At 61.5% G+C, this 301-nt stretch carries 1 protein-coding gene; it reads right to left on the bottom strand.

The genetic code is table 11. From position 1 onward, the window contains the following. On the bottom strand, positions 1-301 hold a 301-nt coding region (locus E3W21_RS31680; protein ID WP_256661529.1), incomplete at both ends, for a reverse transcriptase domain-containing protein.

Below are 301 nucleotides of genomic sequence, written 5' to 3'. Positions count from 1 at the left end.
TCCCGCCCCGAGTGAATGTATTGCTGCGCCGCCAGTACCGCTTGGTGAGCGCTGCGACCGGGACGAAAACCATAGCTATGATCACTGAATCCCGGGTCCAACAGAGGCTGCAAAACCTGTAGCAGCGCCTGTTGGATCAGTCTGTCCGTCACCGTCGGGATGCCCAGCTTGCGCTCGCCGCCCTCCGGTTTTGGGATCAGAACTCTGCGCACCGGACTTGGCCGGTACGTTCCCGCCAGCAACTGCGCCCGTATCACGGGCCAGGCCGTTTTCAGATGCTCGACCGTCTCATCGATCCCAA

The sequence above is a fragment of the Pseudomonas sp. F01002 genome (assembly GCF_004402115.1).
In the GTDB taxonomy this organism is placed as follows: Bacteria; Pseudomonadota; Gammaproteobacteria; order Pseudomonadales; family Pseudomonadaceae; genus Aquipseudomonas; species Aquipseudomonas frigoris.
This window is presented reverse-complemented; position numbering and strand designations above follow the sequence as displayed.